Genomic DNA, 16,418 nt, shown 5'->3' on the forward strand with positions numbered 1-16,418 from the left:
CGCTGGGAACAGTGGTTCTTCACCAAACTGATCGACAAAGGCCTGGCGTACAAGAAAGTGTCCGCCGTGAACTGGTGTCCGAACGACCAGACCGTACTGGCCAACGAACAGGTGATCGACGGCTGCTGCTGGCGCTGTGATTCCGCGGTAGAGCGCAAAGAAATCCCGCAATGGTTTATCCGCATTACCGATTATGCCGAAGAACTGCTGAACGACCTCGATCAGCTCGACGGCTGGCCGGATCAGGTTAAGGCAATGCAACGTAACTGGATTGGTAAATCCCGTGGCGTGCAGATGACCTTTGGCCTGAAAGACCGCGACGACAGTCTGGAAATCTACACCACCCGTCCGGATACCGTGATGGGCGTGAGCTACGTTGCTGTTGCGGCTGGTCACCCTCTGGCCAAAGAAGCCGCTGAGAACAACGCTGAGCTGGCTGCCTTTATTGAAGAGTGCAACAAATCCGGTACCGCTGAAGCCGATCTCGCCACTGCCGAGAAAAAAGGGATTCCAACCGGCTTTACCGCCATTCACCCGCTGACCGGTAAAGAAGTACCTGTATGGGCTGCGAACTTCGTGCTGATGGAATTCGGTACCGGCGCTGTTATGGCCGTTCCGGCCCACGATCAGCGTGACTGGGAATTTGCACAGAAATACGGTATCGACATTCAGCAGGTCATTGCACCGGCAGAAGGTGAAGAATGCGATCTGAGCAAAGCCGCCTATACCGAAAAAGGCACGCTGATTAACTCTGGCGAATTCGACGGTCTGGAATTTGAAGCCGCCTTCGATGCCATCGCGGCCAAACTGGCTGCAGAAGGCAAAGGCGAAGTAAAAACCAACTACCGTCTGCGTGACTGGGGCGTCAGCCGTCAGCGTTACTGGGGCGCGCCGATTCCGGTGATCCGTACTCAGGACGGTGATGCCATTCCGGCACCGGAAGAACTGCAGCCGGTGATTCTGCCGACCGAGGTTGTCATGGACGGTGTGAACTCACCGATCAAAAACAACCCGCAATTCGAGAATATCGAATTTAACGGCCAGCCAGCCTTCCGCGAAACCGACACCTTCGACACCTTTATGGAGTCGTCCTGGTACTACGCGCGTTACTGCTCACCACGCGACGACACGCAGATGCTGAATCCGGAAGAAGCCAACTACTGGCTCCCTGTCGACCAGTACATCGGCGGTATCGAACACGCGATTCTTCACCTGCTGTACGCGCGCTTCTTCCACAAGCTGCTGCGTGATGCCGGTTTAGTGAAAAGCGATGAGCCGTTCAAAAACCTGCTGACTCAGGGCATGGTGCTGGCGGAAGCCTTCTTCTACGTCACTGAAAACGGTGCCAAAGAGTGGGTTAACCCGACCGAAGTCGAAATCGAAACCGACGACAAAGGCCGCGTAGTCGCTGCCAAACGTTCAAGTGACGGTAAGGAACTGCAGGCAGCGGGCATGAGCAAAATGTCCAAGTCGAAAAACAACGGCGTTGATCCGCAGGAAGCCATCGACCAGTACGGCGCCGATACCGTGCGTCTGTACACCATGTTCGCAGCGCCGCCGGAGCAGACGCTGGAATGGTCCGATTCCGGTGTGCAGGGTGCCCAGCGCTTCCTTAACCGTGTATGGCGCCTGAGCTACGATCTCATGCAACAGGAAAACATGGGCGACCTGTCTTCTCTGAGCAAAGATGAAAAAGACGCACGCCGTAAAACCCACGAGACCATCCAGAAAGTCAGCGATGACGTGGGCCGCCGTTACAGCTTCAACACCGGCATTGCCGCCGTGATGGAACTGATGAACACACTGCAGAAAGTGGATCTGGAATCTGCCGGTGGCCGTGCGGTAGTGGCTGAAGGCCTGGATGCCAGCATCCGTATGCTGTCACCGATTGCACCGCACATGACTCAGGTTCTGTGGGAAGCGTTCGGCAACGATGACCTGGTAGTCGATGCTGCCTGGCCTGAGGTTGACGAAAAAGCCCTGGAAAAAGACAGCATCCTGCTGGTTGTTCAGGTCAACGGTAAAGTCCGCGCCAAGCTGGAAGCTCCGGCATCAGCAGGCAAAGACGAGCTGGAAGCCATGGCCATGGCTGACGAAGCTGTGCAGAAGCAGATCGAAGGCAAAACCGTGCGTAAAGTGATTGTGGTACCGGGTAAGCTGGTTAACATCGTCGCTAACTGAGTAATTGTGCGTAACTGGCGGCGTGGCTGTGGCGGCGTTAAAAGCCGCCACAGCGATCCCGCCGACGTTACGCAGTCAACTGAACAGGCTTAGCCGGATTCAGCAAGTAATGGATACACTATGCGCAACCTGATTATCGTTTTATCACTGACTCTGCTCGCCAGCTGTGGCTGGCACCTGCGTGGTGTCATGCCATTACCACCCGCTTACTCAGTGATGAACATTCAGAGCCAGGCCAGCTCGGCCATCAACCGTCAGCTGGAACTGCAGCTGGAGTTTAATGGTGTGCTGCTGACCCAACAGGCAGAAGATGCCACCGCGGTTCTGAAAGTGAATCCGGTCGATATTGAACGCCGCACGCTGTCGGTTGCCAGCTCAGGTCAGGTCGCAGAATACGAACTGAACGGAAGCCTGACCGCTACTATCATGCTGGTTGATCAGGATGTGCAGAGTGACATTGAAGTGACTGCCCGCCGCATTCTGAGTAACGACGTTAATAACGTGGTCGGTACCAATGCAGCTGAACAACAGCAGCGCACCGAAATGCAGCGTGAACTGGTACGTAAACTGTTGCGCCGTCTGCAGGCGCTGGGCAATCAGAACCAGTCTGAAGCGACGAACGGAGCGGACAACACAGACGCTGAGCCGTCTGCGGACACCGCCGAAACTGTGAATCCGTCATGAAAATCCGCCAGGATCAGCTGGGTGCAACCCTCAGTAAAGGCCTGGCAACCTGCTATCTGGTCGCTGGCGACGAACCGTTGCTGGTGATGGAGGCCTGTGACGAAATCCGCGCTGCTGCCCGGAAAGCCGGTATCGAAGACCGCGAGCTGTTCCATGCAGAGGCCGGCTTCGACTGGCGCAGTCTGCAGGAAGAAGCCAACGCCATGTCGCTGTTCTCCAGTCAGCGCATTCTTGAAGTCCGCATTCCGAACGGCAAACCATCCGATAAGGGGAACGCCCTTAAAGCCATCCTCGACCATCCGAACCCGGATAACCTGCTGCTGATTGTCTGTCCACGTCTGGATGCAGCGACCCAGCGCAGTGCCTGGTTTAAAGCTGCTGAGCAGGCCGGGGTTTTTCTGCCGGTATGGCCCATTGAACGAAATCAGTATCCGGGCTGGCTGCAACGCCGGATTCAGATGGCCGGATTACAGTTCGATCCCGCAGCACTTGCTGCATTAGCGCACCAAACTGAGGGCAACCTGCTCGCCGCGGTGCAGGAAATTGAAAAACTGCGCTTAGTCGGCAGCCAGAAAATCACCGAAGACATCATTAATGAAGCCATTGGTGACAGTTCCCGCTTTGACGCCTTTGCGCTGGCCGACAGCTGCCTGATGGGCAACCTGGCGGAAGCCAGCCGGATCCTCTCCCACCTGCGTTCTGAAGGGACTGAGCCATTAATGATACTCGGTGCTCTGACCCGCAAAATCCGCCAGCTGATTGCTCTGCACGGGCTGAACAGTGCCCAGTTAGCAGAAGCATTTAAGAAGCAGAACGTCTGGCCCAAGCAACAACCCCCTTATAAAAAAGCGCTGCAGCGATTATCTGCACATAACTTGCATAGTGCTCTGATAATTGCCGGGCAGGCCGATGCCGCCGCCAAAGGCAGCGGCGACAACCCGTGGCGTCTGTTAAATGAATTGACTGTCGTGTTAACCGGTGTAAAGCTGCCAACCAGTTAACACAAAAGACCACAAACACCTCACAGAATCTGTAACATTTCTGGGAGATACTTGTGCAATCGGGGAATAAAGACAAGTTTGCAGAGGTGGCGTAAAATCACCCCCTAGCGACTGACAATTTTTGTCACTTTGTTCCCAAAGCGTGCGCAGGATCATCATTTTATTTTGCGTGGCAACTATTATGTCACGATCGAACACGCATATTGTGTCTTAACGAGGGTGGACAAATGAGTGCACTGACCAGCCAACAAAATGCCGACCTGGTCTGGGATCTGGAGAAACTTCACCAGCACCAGCGGGCAATGACTTTCGTAAAGCAGTTTGAAAACCGCTTTTGCGTATTTTCATCGACGGTTCGTCAGCTCTATACCAACTACAGCATTTTCTTTCCGGAAGAAGCCAATCGTCAGATGGTTATTCTGCCGGATCCTTATGCTTTCCATGATACGTTCAGTCATCTGAGTGCGGACGCGGTTCAATCGACCGGCCTGCATGTTATCCCGGGAAATCTGATTGGTAAGAAAGGTCTTTATCTGGTGATTTCTCACCGCGATAAGAACGTAAAATCCGTACCCATCCCATTCCAGGAAGGTATCCGTCAGATTCTGCGCCGCTCCAACACGGATGACCCGTTCCTGCCGGTACTGATGAAAGGTGACCTGCGTGAATTCAACGATCAGCTGCCTTGTCTGCACCTGAACCGTCTGCGTCTGAAAGAACTGACAGGCCTGTCGAGTCTGGAGCGTGAAAGTATCCGCACCATAGTGACCGATAAACTGATGAGCCTGTATCAGGAATCTGCCGGCCTGAACATCGCCTGATCAGGCCTGGCGGGTAAGCCAATCCGGTAACTCGCCCCTCTGACATGATTCATAGACAAGACCGCCGGCAGAATGATCTCACCTGGATGGCAGCAGCCATACCAGGTTATGCCGCTTAGTCTTACAAAGCCCTATAACGGTTCGCTTTCCGCGCGATAGTAGCGTCGCACCAGACGACTCAGTCCCTTACGCCATGGCTTAGGCTTGATGCCGAATGTGTAAAACAGGCGGGTGGTATCGCCCTGCGGTACCCAGATCGCAGGCATGGTAGAACCTTCCTGGGAACTCAGTTCCACGTCGCTCAGATTTTCATACTGCCCGGCTTCTGCCAGCAATGCCTCGGCAAAAGCATAAGATGAAGCCGGTTCAACGCCACAGAAATGATAGGTACCCCACAGGTCATCACAGCAGGCAACCTGCTTAAGAATCGCCAACAGAACGTCTGCCACATCGTCCGCAGGTGTCGGACTGAAGCGGCGTTGCATGTCGACGGTCAGTGTCTGTTCATCACGAATCTGAGTCAGCAGACGGCTGGCAAAATCATCCGCCATCAGTGAAAAGCCCTGCCCGGTGCGCAGAATAATATGACGGGTGTGTTCCCGAACCATATTTTCCAGCGTCAGCAGATCCTGCGCTAATGGCTTATCTGAGTAGGCCTCATCGTCTTCCTTCCAGACATCATCAGACGGGCCGGAGAACACCGCCAGTGACGACAGCATGATCACAGGTACATCCTGATCTCTGGCCTGCTCCAGCCAGTATGGAATGTGCTGGTAATCTTCACTGTGAAACAGCGAAGGGGTAAGGATAAAAAACGGTCTGCCCTGACCCATTACGCCCAGACGTTCGCGTTGTTCCAGCCCAAGGCCTTTATAGCTCAGATTCTGTTCGGCAAGTATACGGGTGAGAAACTGGCCGACCGGGCGATTGGCACCGACAACCAATGAATGGAAACTGCTGAAAGACAAGATGCTGATACCCCCGGCATACAAAAACAGAGCTGATTAACTGTAGAGAATAATAACCTGAGTTGGCCAGAATCACGATGAATAAGCGCAGTGATGTCTATACTGTCGCCAGGAGAGTGGTTATTCAGAGGGAAAATGACCCGAAGACAGTCTACCCGGCAGCTGGCCAGTCTGGTTCTGAGGTTTTTCATTGTGGTGGCGGCGTGGTGCGGCTCATCCCAGATCCTTGCGCAGGAAAGCGCGGAAGGTATCAGCAATCTGCATTATCTGGCGGATGAATCGCCTCTGGATGCGGAGCAGGTCATGGCGTCCGGTCAATGGACGGCGTTGCCCGGTCAGTCGGTCAATTTTGGTTTTGACGAGCGCTGGTTCTGGTTCCGCTTCGATCTGGCCGGCGGTAACGAAACACAGATTCTGCAACTTAAATATCCGTTACTGGATCAGGTGACACTGTATCTTTACCGCCGTAATAATCTGGACGGACAGCAGGATCAGGACAGGCAACAGGATCTGCTGCTGCACAGCGAAACTCTGGGATTCGACCGGCCATTCGGCGAGCGAAAAGTAGAAGACACGCTGCTGGCCTTCCAGCTGCCACCGAATCTGCACGCCGACTATGCACTGCTGCAGGTCCACACCAACTCATCGGTTCAGGTCAGCCTGTCGCTTAAATCCCTCAGCGATTACTGGCGCGGGCGACTGCCGGAAATTGCGGCGGAAACCGCTTTTCACGCGATTCTCTGGGCCATGCTGGCCTACAACCTGATGATTTTTGGCCTCACCCGCCACCCGTCTTTTCTGCTGTACTGTCTGAGCATCGCTGCGACGTCTTTTATGATGGCGACCCTGAACGGCTGGACCTTCCGTCTGCTGTGGCCGGATACCCCTGCCATCAATGATCTGGCGATCATTGCCGGTATCACTGCCACCGAGGTATTCGCCAGTCTGTTTGGCATTTATGTGCTGCGTCTGAATGTACTGCTGCCGGCGTTTTACCGCCTGTTTCTGGTCTATATTGCCGCAGCGCTGTTATCGGGCGCTGTTTCCCCGCTGCTGCCCTACTCCGTAGTTGCCCAGTTTCAGATTGCCCTGGGTTTTGCCATGGCATTAACGGCAACCATCGCCGGTCTGCGTCTGCTGCATTCACGCGATGTGCTGCTGTATTTTATCGCCCTGTCCTGTCTGCTGGCCGGCATGCTGATTCTGATTCTGCGCAGCTCGGGGCTGGTGCCGGTGAACGCTTTCACCATTCATGCCGCAGAAGCGGGTTATCTGCTGCAGGTAATTTTTCTCGGTCTGAGTATCGGTGAGCGGCACCTGAAAGAACGCCGTGCGCGTCTTGCGGCACAGGACGTCATTATCGCCATGCAGCGTGAAACCAACGAAGCGCTGGAACATAAGGTGCGCGAGCGCACCGCCGATCTGCAGCGGGCCAACCGCAGGCTGCATGAAGAATCCACCACCGACGCGCTGACTCAGGTGCGCAACCGGCGCCACTTTGATCAGCAGATTGAAGTTCTGTGCCAGGCCGCAGCCCGCAGTCAGCAGTCGGTGGCGCTGCTGCTGATTGATATCGACCACTTCAAGCAGGTGAACGATACCTGGGGCCATCAGAACGGTGACATCGTGCTGCGTCGTGTAGCCGAAGTACTGGATCAGAATCTCGATAACAAACACCAGCGTCTGTTCCGCTATGGTGGTGAAGAGTTTGCCGTTTTACTGGAAAACACCAGTCAGAACGCGGCACTGGCTTTGGCAGAAACGCTGCGTCAGCAGGTTGCCGCGATGCGTATCCGCATCGCCGGCGAAGTACTGAAGACCACCATCAGTACAGGTGTTGCCGCTATGGTTCCGGAGCAGAACGACAGCCCGGCCGAACTCTGCCATGTCGCTGATCAGGCGCTCTATCGTGCAAAAAACAGCGGACGAAACCGCGTCATGGCCTGACATTCCTGCACTGCTGGCGCACTCCCGATGGGCCAAACATGCCTATTCTGTTTCATATTCTTTTTCTGGTTGGCAAGATCCCGGCTTTTCGGTACTTTTCTTTCAGAACGCAAGTACCAATAAATAACCAGAAGTCATTCCACAGACTGCTGAAGCATAACGATAACCGGGCCAGCCGGAGGAAAGGAGAAGAGGATGAAAAAAGCGCTACTGACAGCGGCGGTAACCAGTGTCGGTCTTTTAATCAGCGGCCAGTCACTGGCTCAGGGCTATTACGTTGATGAGCAGTCCGCCCTGCGTCTTGGCGACGCATTCTCTGGCGGCAGCGCGTCAGCCAGCGACGCTTCCACCGTATTTTACGGCCCGGCGGCAATGACTCTGGTGAAAGATGAAATTGTCTTCAACATTGCTGCGATCGACTTTTCCTCATCCTTTGACGGTAGCGCCACCACGGTTGGCGGCGCGCCGATTAACGGCAAAGATGCTGAGGCTGACAGTCTGGATGCATTGCCGAGTTTTTACATGGTGCGTGAACTCAGCGACGGTTTCAAAATGGGCGTCTATATCAACGCGCCCTACGCTACGGGTACGGACTTTGGTGATGACTCCGTCGCCCGCTATCAGGCAGCAGAGAGTGACATCACAGGTATTGATGCCGGCTTCGCTCTGGCATTCCGCATCAATGATATGGTCAGCGTCGGAGGCAGCCTGATCGCCCAGTACGTAAACGCCAAAACGGCGGTCGCCATCAATAGCACGGCCATTTGTCTGGGGGCCGAAGCTGCCGGTGAACTGGGGCCGTACGACTGTGCGGCACTGGGTATCGATGCCGCCGAGCTGGGCAACACCACTTATGATGGTTACTTTGAAATGGAAGGCCATAACATGGGCTATGGATTTGCCCTTGGCACTCTGATCGAATTCACCCCGGACAGCCGCCTGGGTATTAATTACCGCTCACGCATCGCCCATCAGCTGTCCGGCACCGCTGAAGCTACCTTCCCGGCTGCCGCTGCCGGATTCACCTCGCTTGCTGGCCTGCCGGACACCACTGCCAGTGGCAAGGTAACACTGACCACACCGGAAACCGCCAGCCTGAGCTACTTCCACCGTCTGGGCAAAATCGCCTTACAGGCCGACTACTCCTGGACCAAATGGTCGCGTTACAACAAAGTGCAGGTTGAATCCAATGATCCGGTAATCGCCGCACTGGCAGCAGAACCACAGGTGTATAACTGGACCGAATCGCAGCGTATTGCACTCGGCGCCAGCATTGCCGTATCGCCGACACTGACTCTGAGAACCGGTATGGCTTTCGACAGCACACCGATCGAAGATGAAAACGCTAAAGTGGATTTTGCCTTTGATGATTATCAGGCCGTGTCACTGGGTATGAGCTACGTCATGAGCGACGACCTGACGCTGGATCTGGGCATTCAGCACACCTTCAGTCAGACCCGGGATATTGAACAGAATGACCTGGCAACATCGGCTGCTGCTTTGCAGGGTGAAGTGAAGACGCAGGTAAACTCTTACGCGGCGGGTATCCGCTGGGGCTTTTAACCCGTTCACATTTTAAGAAAAATCCCGGTAATGGCTGATACCGCCATTGCCGGGTGTCCTCTACGCTGGCATTTCATCTGACAAACATACAGGGAATGTCCTATGAAATACTCCAGCCTTCTGCTCACTGCATGCTTTCTTTCAGCACCGGCTTTCGCCGATTTCAGCCTCAGCAGCAATGATATAAAACCCGGAAAAATGATGGCGATGGAACAGGTCTATAACGGCTTTGGTTGCACCGGTAAGAATCTCTCCCCACAACTCAGCTGGGACAAGGCGCCGTCAGGTACCAAAAGTTTTGCCATTACCGCCTACGACCCTGATGCCCCCACCGGCAGTGGTTGGTGGCACTGGATCGCCTTTAATATTCCGGCCAGCGTCAACAGCCTGGACAGCGGTGCCAGTGGCAACAGCATGCCTGCCGGCACCGTTGAAAGCCGCACGGATTACGGCTCAACTGGCTTCGGAGGGGCCTGCCCACCAGCCGGCGATAAAGCCCATCGTTATCAGTTCACCGTATTTGCACTGGACGTTGAAAAACTGGATCTGGCCACCGACAGTTCCGGTGCTCTGGTTGGCTTTTATCTGAACGCCCATGCGCTGGGCAAAGCCTCAGTGGAAGGTTTGTACAAACGCTGACATTGGCTCCCGGTGTTCCCACAGGCGACCAGCAGGCAACTCACAAGCAACCCGCAGGCAACCCGAAGACAACCCGCGGGAAATATCAGGGAGCGAGAGATAACCGCACCAGCTCATTGTGGTTGCGCAGGGCGTCCTCTTTGCTGCTGAACATCTGCACATCATTGAGCGTGATCAGCAGCACCCGGCCACCCGCCAGCCCGACGTAACCGGCTCGGTGTTCGGCGATAAAACGCCCGGCTTCATTTGCCGGTAAAGGTTCATCCAGAATGTCGGTCAGCGGCACGCTGCGGATCAGGCCATTGCCCAGCGGATCACCTACCTGCTCCACCGTGCGGTAAAGCGCCAGTGCATCCGCCGCTACCACCAGCACAGTATCGTTAATTAATGACGCAGCATCCGCCTGTGCACCATTACTCAGAGTGACCTGAGTGATGTTGCGGATCAGATCAGACGTGTTTTCAATCAGCATCGGGAATATCCACCCATTGTACGGTTTTGTTTCCGGCTTTATCTTCAGCCACCAGCTGCCAGCGTGGTGAATTCTGCATTTGCGGGCAGTCTATGCGGAAATGCCCGGTATACACGAGAGTCCCGCGACAAAAGTCACCATCCGGTGCATTCAGCCAGACACTTTCAACGCCCATGCCGTCATCGTAGACCATGCCCTGCAATGCCGGCCCATCAATCCATTTGACGAAATCCAGCACCGGCCCTTCTTCATCCGGAAAACTGGTTTTATCACGGTCATCCGTGCCCGCCGCCAGTTCAATGGCATTGCTGAAGCCATCACCATCACGGTCATCATCGGCGTTATCACCGATGCCGTCACCGTCGAGATCCGCCCATTCTGAGGCATCGTCCGGGAAGACATCTTTGCTGTTGGCCACGCCATCGCCGTCACGGTCATCGTCCAGTGCATCGGGAATGCCGTCACCATCCATATCCGGCGGCACCGAGGACGCATCGCGCGGATCTGTGCCCAGTTGGTTTTCATAGCGGTTAAGAATGCCATCGCCGTCGATGTCATCATCACTGTTATCGCCAATGCCATCACCGTCCAGGTCCGCCCATTCCGCCGGATCACGCGGGAATACATCGTCGGCGTTAGCGACGCCATCACCATCGATATCATCATCCATGGCATCCGGAATACCATCATGATCGAGATCCGCTGGTGTACTGCTGGCATCGTCCGGATCAAATCCTAATGTCAGTTCCCAGTCATTGCGGATGCCGTCACCATCGCGGTCTTCATCGGCATTATCGCCAATGCCATCGCCATCCAGATCCGACCACTCGTTGATATCCAGCGGGAAAGCGTCTGCGTCGTTGAGGAAGCCGTCGCCGTCCATATCATCATCAAGCACATCAGGGATGCCATCACCATCAATATCGGATGGTACCGAGGCGGCATCCGCCGGATTGGTGCCGGCAAGAATTTCGTATTCGTTGCTGATGCCATCACCATCAATGTCATCGTCGCTGTTATCGCCGATATGGTCACCGTCAAGGTCATGCCATTCCAGCGGATTCAGCGGGAATTCGTCCATGGCATTGCCGAAGCCATCACCATCGATATCACTGTCGAGAGCGTCCGGAATGCCATCACCATCGAGATCCGGCGGGGTGCTGTTTTCGTCGAACGGATCAAAGCCCAGCTGCAGTTCATAACGGTTGGCAATACCGTCGTTATCGCCATCGACATCGCTGTTATCGCCGATGCCGTCCTGATCATAATCACTCCATTCCAGCGGATCCCGCGGGAAGGCATCGTCTTCGTTGGCCACGCCGTCGCCATCGATATCGGGATCGACCACGTCGGCCAGACCGTCTTTATCCAGATCTTGCGGAACACTCAAGGGATCGCGGTCATCGGTACCGGCGAGTTCTTCGATGTCGTTATTAAAGCCGTCGTTGTCCCGGTCAGGATCGGCGTTATCACCAATACCGTCACCGTCGGTATCCATCCATTCCGACGGATCATCGGGGAACACATCAACGCGGTTGTTATAGCCATCACCATCACGATCGCTGTCGAATTTATCCGGCATGCCATCGCCATCAAGATCCGCCGGGCGGCTTGCTGCGTCGTAAGGGTCGGTGCCCAGATGAAGTTCAAAGACATCCGGTACGCCGTCGTTGTCAGAATCCGGGTCCTGATTATCCGGAATGCCGTCCATGTCGGTATCACGGGACTCGGCCGAATCCCGTGGATACTGATCCTGTGCATTGGCGACCCCGTCGCCGTCCATATCCTCATCCAGTACATCCGGACGGCCGTCGCGGTCAAAATCGTCCGGCACTGAGGCCTTATTGCGAGGATCGGTACCAACCTGCTTTTCCAGCTCATTGCTGATGCCGTCGCCGTCAATGTCCGGGTCGGCTTTATCGCCTATGCCGTCACCGTCCATATCGGACCATTCTGAGGCATCCAGCGGAAAGGCATCGCTCTGATTATCGTGGCCATCGTTATCCATGTCCTGATCGAGCGCATCCGGCCAGCCGTCACCATCACTGTCCGCTGGTACAGAACGACGATTCAGCGGGTCGTAGCCAAGCTGCTGCTCAAAGCGGTTAAGAATGCCATCGCCATCCATGTCTTTGTCGGCGTTATTGCCGATGCCATCGCGATCAGTATCGAGCCACTCAGAGGGATCACGGGGAAAGGCATCGCGCTGATTAACAACGCCATCGTTGTCGATGTCTTCATCGATGCTGTCGGGAATTCCGTCGCCATCAAGGTCAGTCTGATCCGGCACATCCGGATCCGTACCTGCCGACTGCTCAAGAAAATTGGACAGCCCGTCACCATCACGGTCAGTGTCCAGATGATCGGCGATGCCGTCGTTATCAATATCACCGATATCGGCATAAGCGGGCACAACGCAGGCACTGCTGACCAGTGCCGCAACGCCTGCACTGAAGCAGAGACGACGGCAGGCGGTCGCTAACCGGCTTAACGGAAAGGTGGACGGCGGAAGCATAGGCAAAAGTCTTCTGGCAAAGTGATCGCTAACAGCGGCGCTGTTACTCTTTAATTTCCTGCGTTGGTGTCAGACCGGACTGGCAGTTAATGCCGCGGTTTTTGCCATCGACCAGCACGCCGGCCACGTTTTTACCGTTCTGCGGACGCAGTAACAGATAGCCGTTTACGCAGAAAGCTTCTTTGCCGGAATCTTTCGGGGAGACTTTAATTTCGTCAGTGGTATTCAGCGTTAACAGACGTAACTGTTCTACCACCTGAGCATCCTGTGCGGATGAATGTTTGATGTAACCGTAATATTCCAGTGTCAGTACGGCGACGATTAACCCGGCTAAAAAGCCGAGGCCAACGTACTTCACCAGATCCGGTTTTTCGCTGTTATTTCCTGCGCCATTTTCTTTTGCAGCAGACTGATTCTCTTGCGACATCAGTATTCCCCAATAATTTTTTAAAAAATGTTATCCGTTATTATTCTGATCCTGCGCATCCTTTCCCCAGGCAGGCATCAGTGACTGATCAACCTGAAGTTGATTCAATATTCTCGCCACCACAAAGTCGATCAGATCCGACATACTCTGTGGCTGATGATAAAACCCCGGACTGGCCGGTAAGATGACCGCACCCATACGGGTCAGGGTCAGCATATTCTGCAGATGAATTTCTGAATATGGCGACTCGCGCGGCACCAGAATCAGTTTGCGCCGTTCTTTCAGGGCGACATCGGCTGCGCGCTCAATCAGATTATTACTGGCGCCGGTCGCAATCGCAGACAGGGTACCGGTACTGCACGGACACACCACCACCGGACCCGGCTGGCCGGAGCCTGAGGCCCATGGCGCCATCCAGTCTTCGCGGCCGAAAACCCGCAGGCGTTCAGCGCTGACGCTAAAATGCTGTTGCAGGGTTTCTGCCTGGGCTCTGGCATTACCCGGAATTGCCAGATCTGTCTCTGTAGCGATCACCAGCTGCGCTGCTTTGGAGATAATCATATCGACGTTTTTACCGGCCGCCAGCAGCACTTCCACCAGACGCAGTGCGTACGGACTGCCAGAGGCTCCGGTGACGGCGACGCAGATACGTTCAGTCATTAATGCTTCTCCTGCAAGGCAGCCGCGATGCGTTTCGGCATCGCAGCAAATCCGCCGTTAGACATCACAATAATCCAGTCTCCCGGCTGTGCTGTTTGTACCACAGCAGCGAGCAGACTTTCATGATCTGAGAACACCTGTGCCGGAGATTGCCCGGCTGCTGCAACCTCGGCCAGAGACCAGCCCATATTCTCCGGCTGGAACCAGAACACTTCATCGGCGGCATAAACACTGGCAGCCAGTTCGTTCTTATGCACACCCAGCTTCATGGTATTGGAACGCGGTTCCAGCACCGCCAGAATGCGGCCGCGACTGCCTTCGGCCTGCATACGCCTGCGCGCACCTTCAAGGGTTGTTGTGATGGCCGTAGGGTGATGCGCAAAGTCATCGTAGACCTTGATATCCCCCTGCCCGCTCACCAGTTCCATGCGGCGTTTTACTGACGCAAACTGCCCCAGCGCTTCAGCGGCAATATGCGGTTCAACCCCCACATGGCGCGCTGCCAGCATGGCAGCGACCGCGTTGCGCACATTGTGCAATCCGGTGAGCTGCCAGTTTACTGTGGCGTTAACGGAACCATCGGCGTTGCTGACTCTGAACTGAGATGCGTCATCCGCCTCCAGCTGCCATTGCCAGTCGGCTCCGCTCTGCTCAGAAAAACGCACTACCGGCGTCCAGCAGCCCTTATCCAGAACCCGCTCCAGCGCCTCTTCACCGCTCGGCAGAACAATCTGACCGGTAGACGGTACGGTGCGGATCATATGATGGAACTGGCGCTCAATCGCAGCCAGATCATCGAAAATATCGGCGTGATCAAATTCGAGGTTATTGAGAATCAGTGTGCGCGGCTGGTAATGAACAAACTTGGAGCGCTTATCGAAAAAAGCGGTGTCGTATTCATCGGCTTCGATAACAAAAAACGGCGATTCGCCGATGCGCGCGGACACGGAAAAATTCTGCGGCACGCCCCCAATCAGGAAGCCCGGTTGCATACCAGCGTATTCCAGAATCCAGGCCAGCATACTGCTGGTTGTGGTTTTGCCATGGGTACCGGATACCGCCAGCACCCAGCGGCCATTGAGAACCATCTGCCCCAGCCACTGTGGCCCGGACATATACGGCAGGCCACGGTCGAGAACATATTCAACCGCCGGGTTACCACGTGACATGGCGTTACCGATAATAACCAGATCGGTATTTGCCGGAATGGTGGATGGCTCAAAGCCTTCGCTCAGTTCAATGCCGGCGGCGGCCAGCTGATCGCTCATCGGGGGATAGACACCAGCATCACTGCCGGAAACTTCGTGCCCGAGTTGTTTGGCTAATTGTGCCAGCGACCCCATAAAGGTGCCGCAAATCCCCAGAATGTGCAGGCGCATCATCTCTACCGCTCAATAATGACAGGCCCTAGTGTACTGGTAACCGCAGGCCCGCCCAAGTCGCTGACAGACCATTTGTGAGGATGTCGCTGAAATTCCTGTCAGATTCCGGTAATATCCGGGCAGATTTCAAACTTTTCCGCTTTTAAAGCTCAACCGGGAATCAAGATGCAACGCTTACGTAACTTCCTCGATCACCACTGCAACAATCCTGCACTGGTCAATGTTATTGAAGGCCTGATGGTCGCCTGTAAAGACATCGCCTACAAAGTGCAGCTGGGATCACTGGCTGGTGTACTGGGCAGCGCTGACAATATTAACGTTCAGGGTGAATCGCAGAAGAAACTGGATGTGATTGCCAACAACCTGATTAAACAGGCCCTGCGCTCCATGCCGCAGGTAAAAGGTCTGGCCAGTGAAGAAGAATCAGACGCCGTTGCCTGCAACCCGGAAGGTGAATTTCTGGTGCTGTTCGATCCACTGGATGGTTCCTCCAACATCGATGTAAACGTCACCGTTGGTACCATTTTCTCGATTCTGCAGTCTGAGCCGGGCGATGATCCTACTTACGAAAGCACTTACCTGCAGTGTGGCCGTGAACAGGTTGCTGCCGGTTATGTTCTGTACGGCCCATCTACTCTGCTGGTTCTGACCATTGGTAAAGGCGTGTATTCCTTTACGCTTGACCCACGCGTCGGCGAGTTTTACCTGCAGCGTGAAAACATCCGCGTGCCGGCTACCACAAAAGAATTCGCGATTAACATGTCCAACCAGCGCTTCTGGCTGCCGGAAATGAAAAACTACGTCGGCGACCTGCTGCTGGGTGAAGAAGGCCCGTTAGGCAAGCGTTACAACATGCGCTGGATCGCGTCGATGGTGGCTGAAATTCATCGCATCCTGACCCGCGGTGGTATCTTCATGTACCCATACGATACCCGCGAGCCACAGAAGCCAGGTAAACTGCGTCTGATGTACGAAGGCAATCCGATGAGCATGCTGATCGAGCAGGCTGGCGGTAAAGCGTCCACTGCGTTTGAAAACATTATGGAAGTCGAACCAACCAGCATTCACCAGCGTGTGTCTGTGGTAATGGGTTCCAAAGACGAAGTGGATACCGTGATCCGTTATCACGAAAGCTGAGTCACACAGCACGAATAAAAA

Annotated in this window: 14 protein-coding genes; 8 read left to right on the top strand and 6 right to left on the bottom strand. The window is 54.8% G+C overall.

Annotation, left to right across the window (positions count from 1 at the left end; genetic code table 11):
• From leuS to B2Z72_RS18015, 4 genes are all read left to right on the top strand, one after another.
• On the top strand, positions 1-2,181 hold a 2,181-nt coding region (gene leuS, locus B2Z72_RS18000), incomplete at its 5' end, for a leucine--tRNA ligase (protein WP_297005465.1).
• A 120-nt stretch (positions 2,182-2,301) separates the two neighbouring features.
• Positions 2,302-2,865 (top strand): LPS assembly lipoprotein LptE, encoded by a 564-nt coding sequence (gene lptE, locus B2Z72_RS18005; RefSeq protein ID WP_296984449.1) that lies wholly within the window; start codon positions 2,302-2,304, stop codon positions 2,863-2,865.
• Positions 2,862-3,866, top strand: a complete 1,005-nt coding sequence (gene holA, locus B2Z72_RS18010; RefSeq protein ID WP_296984450.1) for a DNA polymerase III subunit delta — start codon at positions 2,862-2,864, stop codon at positions 3,864-3,866. Before lptE ends, holA begins: the two co-directional genes overlap by 4 nt.
• A gap of 227 nt (positions 3,867-4,093) precedes the next feature.
• The gene (locus tag B2Z72_RS18015; protein WP_296984451.1) at positions 4,094-4,687 is read left to right on the top strand and encodes a hypothetical protein; all 594 of its coding nucleotides are present in this window, start codon (positions 4,094-4,096) and stop codon (positions 4,685-4,687) included.
• 131 nt (positions 4,688-4,818) lie between these two features.
• Here the strand turns inward: B2Z72_RS18015 and B2Z72_RS18020 are convergent, their stop codons facing one another.
• The gene (locus tag B2Z72_RS18020) at positions 4,819-5,655 is read right to left on the bottom strand and encodes a sugar nucleotide-binding protein (RefSeq protein WP_296984452.1); all 837 of its coding nucleotides are present in this window, start codon (positions 5,653-5,655) and stop codon (positions 4,819-4,821) included.
• 135 nt (positions 5,656-5,790) lie between these two features.
• Here B2Z72_RS18020 and B2Z72_RS18025 point away from each other — a divergent pair, with 135 nt between their 5' ends.
• The 3 genes from B2Z72_RS18025 to B2Z72_RS18035 all read left to right on the top strand — a co-directional run bounded on the left by B2Z72_RS18025 (position 5,791) and on the right by B2Z72_RS18035 (position 9,804).
• Positions 5,791-7,602, top strand: coding sequence for a sensor domain-containing diguanylate cyclase (locus B2Z72_RS18025; protein WP_296984454.1), 1,812 nt, complete (start codon positions 5,791-5,793; stop codon positions 7,600-7,602).
• Between the two features lie 195 nt (positions 7,603-7,797).
• Positions 7,798-9,165 carry an OmpP1/FadL family transporter gene (locus tag B2Z72_RS18030; RefSeq protein ID WP_296984456.1) on the top strand — a complete coding sequence of 456 codons (1,368 nt, stop codon included), beginning with the start codon at positions 7,798-7,800 and terminating at the stop codon, positions 9,163-9,165.
• A gap of 102 nt (positions 9,166-9,267) precedes the next feature.
• Entirely contained in the window at positions 9,268-9,804 is a 537-nt protein-coding gene (locus B2Z72_RS18035) for a YbhB/YbcL family Raf kinase inhibitor-like protein (RefSeq protein ID WP_349676749.1), read from the top strand.
• Between the two features lie 85 nt (positions 9,805-9,889).
• Here the strand turns inward: B2Z72_RS18035 and B2Z72_RS18040 are convergent, their stop codons facing one another.
• The 5 genes from B2Z72_RS18040 to mpl are packed head-to-tail and all read right to left on the bottom strand — an operon-like array spanning position 9,890 to position 15,257.
• Entirely contained in the window at positions 9,890-10,276 is a 387-nt protein-coding gene (locus B2Z72_RS18040; RefSeq protein WP_296984457.1) for a hypothetical protein, read from the bottom strand.
• Positions 10,266-12,791: a thrombospondin type 3 repeat-containing protein gene (locus B2Z72_RS18045; RefSeq protein ID WP_296984458.1), complete on the bottom strand. Its 2,526-nt coding sequence runs from the start codon at positions 12,789-12,791 to the stop codon at positions 10,266-10,268. Before B2Z72_RS18045 ends, B2Z72_RS18040 begins: the two co-directional genes overlap by 11 nt.
• 43 nt (positions 12,792-12,834) lie before the next feature.
• Complete coding sequence (locus B2Z72_RS18050; RefSeq protein ID WP_296984460.1) at positions 12,835-13,218, bottom strand: hypothetical protein; 384 nt, start codon at positions 13,216-13,218, stop codon at positions 12,835-12,837.
• Between the two features lie 30 nt (positions 13,219-13,248).
• Positions 13,249-13,878 (bottom strand): flavin prenyltransferase UbiX, encoded by a 630-nt coding sequence (locus tag B2Z72_RS18055; RefSeq protein ID WP_296984462.1) that lies wholly within the window; start codon positions 13,876-13,878, stop codon positions 13,249-13,251.
• Positions 13,878-15,257 carry a UDP-N-acetylmuramate:L-alanyl-gamma-D-glutamyl-meso-diaminopimelate ligase gene (gene mpl / locus B2Z72_RS18060; protein WP_296984463.1) on the bottom strand — a complete coding sequence of 460 codons (1,380 nt, stop codon included), beginning with the start codon at positions 15,255-15,257 and terminating at the stop codon, positions 13,878-13,880. The genes B2Z72_RS18055 and mpl overlap by 1 nt, the downstream gene beginning before the upstream one ends.
• Before the next feature lie 168 nt (positions 15,258-15,425).
• Between mpl and B2Z72_RS18065 the strand changes: the two genes are divergently transcribed.
• Complete coding sequence (locus tag B2Z72_RS18065) at positions 15,426-16,397, top strand: class 1 fructose-bisphosphatase (protein WP_296984465.1); 972 nt, start codon at positions 15,426-15,428, stop codon at positions 16,395-16,397.
• Positions 16,398-16,418: the final 21 nt, after the last annotated feature.

Source organism: Thalassolituus sp. UBA6592, assembly GCF_002433655.1.
Taxonomy (GTDB): domain Bacteria; phylum Pseudomonadota; class Gammaproteobacteria; order Pseudomonadales; family Oceanobacteraceae; genus Venatoribacter.